Genomic DNA, 3745 nt, shown 5'->3' on the forward strand with positions numbered 1-3745 from the left:
CGCGGCGGCCGCGTTCGGTCGGTGGGCGGTGGACTCGGTCCACCTCGACATCGCCGACGAGGCGGGTCAGCGCGCCGAGGCGCTCGACGCCGTCGCCCTGGGGTTCGTGGCCACCGCCTGCATCCACCCGTCCCAGGTGGCGGTGGTCCGACAGGCCTACGCGCCCGACGACGACGAGGTGGCCTGGGCCCGGAAGGTCCTCGACGCCGCCCGGAGCAACCAGGGTGTCTTCCGGCTGGACGGCCGCATGGTCGACGGCCCCGTCTTCCGACAGGCCGAGGCGACGATGCGTCGCGCCGCGGCCTCCGCCACCTGACTCGCCGCCACCCGACACGCCGCCACCCGACACTGCAACCCCCACTTCGTGGGCCGTCCGATCCCACCCTCAAGGAGCACCGAGATGACCACCACCGATCTCGATTCCACCCCACTGGACCCCGCCCTGTCCCACACCCGTGGGGACGCCGACGTCCCGCTGCTCACGCAGACGATCGCCGACAACCTGGCCGCCACGGTCGAGCGCTTCGGCGACCGCGACGCCCTCGTCGACGTGCAGGCCGGACGCCGGTGGACCTACACGGAGTTCCACGCCGACGTCCGTCGCCTGGCCTCGGGCCTGCTCCGGCTCGGGATCCGGACCGGCGATCGCGTGGGGATCTGGTCCCCCAACCGCTGGGAGTGGGTGATGATCCAGTACGCCACCGCCGAGATCGGGGCGGTGCTGGTCAACATCAACCCCTCCTACCGCGTCCACGAGCTGGAGTACGTGCTCAAGCAGGCCGGGATCAAGGCCGTGGTCGCGGCGCCCCAGTTCAAGGACTCGGACTACACCGGCATGCTCTCGCAGGTCCAGCCGAGCTGCCCGGACCTCGAGGTCGTCGTGCTGTTCGGCGACGAGGAGTGGGAGTCGATGATGTCGGGGCCCACCGACGCGGAGGAGCTGGCCGGGATCCGCGCCGGTCTCGGCGCCGGCGACCCCATCAACATCCAGTACACGTCGGGCACGACCGGGTTCCCCAAGGGCGCCACCCTCTCGCACACCAACATCCTCAACAACGGGTTCTTCGTGGGCGAGACGATCAACTACTCGGAGGTGGACCGGGTCTGCATCCCGGTGCCCTTCTACCACTGCTTCGGCATGGTGATGGGCAACCTCGCGTGCACCACCCACGGGTCGTGCATGGTGATCCCCGCGCCGGCGTTCGACCCCGCCGCCTCGCTGCGGGCGGTGGCGCAGGAGAAGTGCACGAGCCTGTACGGCGTGCCGACGATGTTCATCGCCGAGCTCGCGCTCGAGGACTTCGACTCCTACGACCTGTCGTCCCTGCGGACCGGGATCATGGCGGGGTCGCCGTGCCCGGAGGCGACCATGCGTCAGGTGATCGACCAGATGAACATGGAGGAGGTCTCGATCTGTTACGGCATGACCGAGACCTCCCCGGTGTCCACCCAGACCCGGGCCGACGACTCGTTGGACCGCCGCGTCTCCACCGTGGGGCGGGTCGGCCAGCACCTGGAGATCAAGATCGTCGACCCGGAGTCGGGTGAGACCCTGCCGCGCGGCGAGGCGGGGGAGTTCTGTACCAAGGGGTACAGCGTGATGATCGGGTACTGGAACGAGCCGGAGAAGACCGCGGAGGCCCTCGACGCCGACGGGTGGATGCACACCGGGGACATCGGGGAGATGGACTCCGACGGCTACGTCAAGATCACCGGCCGGATCAAGGACATGGTGATCCGCGGCGGCGAGAACATCTATCCGCGCGAGGTCGAGGAGTTCCTCTACACGCACCCCGACATCCTCGACGCCCAGGTGATCGGGGTGCCGGATCCCAAGTACGGCGAGGAGCTCATGGCGTGGGTCCGGCTCAAGCCCGGGCGCGACGACCTCACGGCCGACGAGGTCCGCGATTTCGCCACCGGCAAGCTCGCGCGCCACAAGATCCCGAAGTACGTCCACGTGGTGGACGAGTTCCCCATGACGGTCACAGGCAAGGTCCGCAAGGTCGACATGCGCAAGACGGCGATCGAGATCCTCGGCATCGCCTGACGGCCCACACACCCAAGGAGGACGTGTATGTCCAGCAAGATCATGACAGCGGCGGAGGCCGTCGCGGACATCCCGGACGGGGCGTCGATCGCCGCCGGCGGATTCGGGCTGTGCGGGATCCCCCAGGTCGTCATCGAGGCCCTCGCGTCCCGCGACGTCGGCGACTTCGAGGTCTTCTCCAACAACGCCGGGGTCGACGGCAAGGGCCTCGGCATGCTCCTGGAGACCGGGAAGCTCCGGCGCATCGTCTCGTCGTACGTGGGCGAGAACAAGGAGTTCGCCCGCCAGTACCTGTCCGGTGAGCTCGAGGTGGAGTTGACGCCGCAGGGCACCCTCGCCGAGCGGATGCGCGCGGGCGGCTCCGGGATCGGGGCGTTCTACACGCGGACCGGCGTGGGCACCTACGTGGCCGACGGCGGGATGCCGTGGAAGTACGACTCCGAGGGCGGCGTCGCGGTGGCCTCGCCGCCCAAGGAGACCCGGGAGATCCGGGGCGAGACCTACGTGCTCGAGCAGGCCATCGAGGCCGACTTCTCGCTGGTGCGGGCTGCGGTCGCGGACCGCAGCGGCAACCTGCGGTTTAACCTCACCGCACGCAACTTCTCACCGTTGGCCGCCATGGCCGGCCGGGTGTGCATCGTCGAGGCGGAGAAGATCGTCGAGGTCGGCGAGCTGGCCCCCGACGACATCCACCTGCCAGGCATCTTCGTGCACCGCCTGGTGGAGCTCACCGCGCAGCAGGTGGAGCAGACCAAGTGGATCGAGAAGACCACCACCAACCCGCCCTCGGAAGGACAGCGCTGATGAGCAGGATCGGACGCGACCGCAAGGCGATGGCCGCCCGCGCGGCCCTCGAACTGTCGGACGGCCAGTACGTGAACCTCGGTATCGGGCTCCCGACGCTGGTGCCCAACTACGTCCCCGAGGACGTCAACGTCACCCTGCAGTCGGAGAACGGACTGCTCGGGATCGGCCCCTACCCACACCCGGACGACGTCGACCCGGACCTGATCAACGCCGGCAAGGAGACCGTCACCACGCTCCCCGGCTCGTCGATCTTCGACTCCGCGATGAGCTTCGGGATGATCCGCTCGGGCAAGATCGACGTGGCGATCCTGGGGGCGATGGAGGTCAACCCGGCCGGTGACATCGCCAACTGGATGGTGCCCGGCGCGATGGTCAAGGGCATGGGCGGCGCGATGGACCTCGTGGTGGGGGCCCGCCGCATCGTCGTGGTGATGGACCAGGTGGCCAAGGACGGCTCGTCCAAGATCGTCTCCGAGATCTCGCTGCCGCTCACGGGCCTGGGCTGCGTGGACCGGATCATCACGGAACTCGGGGTGTTCGACCGCGACGCAGACGGGCTGACCCTGGTGGAGATCGTCGACGGGGTGACCCTCGAGCAGGTCGCCGCCGCCACGGGAGCCCCGTACCGGGTGAGCGCGGACCTGGCGTGATCGAGGTGCTGCGGTAATCGCGCCACCGCCCGCCGGCGCCGCCGGACTCTGGACCACACCGGTCCGGGGTCGGGCGGCGCTCTCGGCGTTGGCCTGGGTGCTGGGGTATGTGGTCGGCCTCGTCGTCGTCGTCCTCCTCGTCCTCCTCGCCGCGAGCACCGTCGGCACCGCGCGACCCGACACCGCCCTGCTCGCCCTCGTGGTGCTCGGCGGCACGGCGGTGGCGGCGCTGGTCGCC

General features: G+C 69.5%; 4 protein-coding genes. All 4 read left to right on the forward strand.

What is annotated here, in order from left to right; translation table 11 throughout:
- Positions 1 to 316, forward strand: a 316-nt coding sequence (locus G6028_RS02340) for an HpcH/HpaI aldolase/citrate lyase family protein (protein WP_182657932.1), incomplete at its 5' end; no start/stop codon positions are given.
- A gap of 84 nt (positions 317 to 400) precedes the next feature.
- Positions 401 to 2050 carry an AMP-binding protein gene (locus tag G6028_RS02345; RefSeq protein ID WP_179525848.1) on the forward strand — a complete coding sequence of 550 codons (1650 nt, stop codon included), beginning with the start codon at positions 401 to 403 and terminating at the stop codon, positions 2048 to 2050.
- Between the two features lie 27 nt (positions 2051 to 2077).
- Complete coding sequence (locus G6028_RS02350) at positions 2078 to 2854, forward strand: CoA transferase subunit A (RefSeq protein ID WP_179525847.1); 777 nt, start codon at positions 2078 to 2080, stop codon at positions 2852 to 2854.
- Positions 2854 to 3507 (forward strand): 3-oxoacid CoA-transferase subunit B, encoded by a 654-nt coding sequence (locus G6028_RS02355; RefSeq protein WP_182639376.1) that lies wholly within the window; start codon positions 2854 to 2856, stop codon positions 3505 to 3507. The genes G6028_RS02350 and G6028_RS02355 overlap by 1 nt, the downstream gene beginning before the upstream one ends.
- Positions 3508 to 3745: the final 238 nt, after the last annotated feature.

The organism is Dietzia cercidiphylli (assembly GCF_014145145.1).
Classification (GTDB): Bacteria; Actinomycetota; Actinomycetes; order Mycobacteriales; family Mycobacteriaceae; genus Dietzia; species Dietzia natronolimnaea.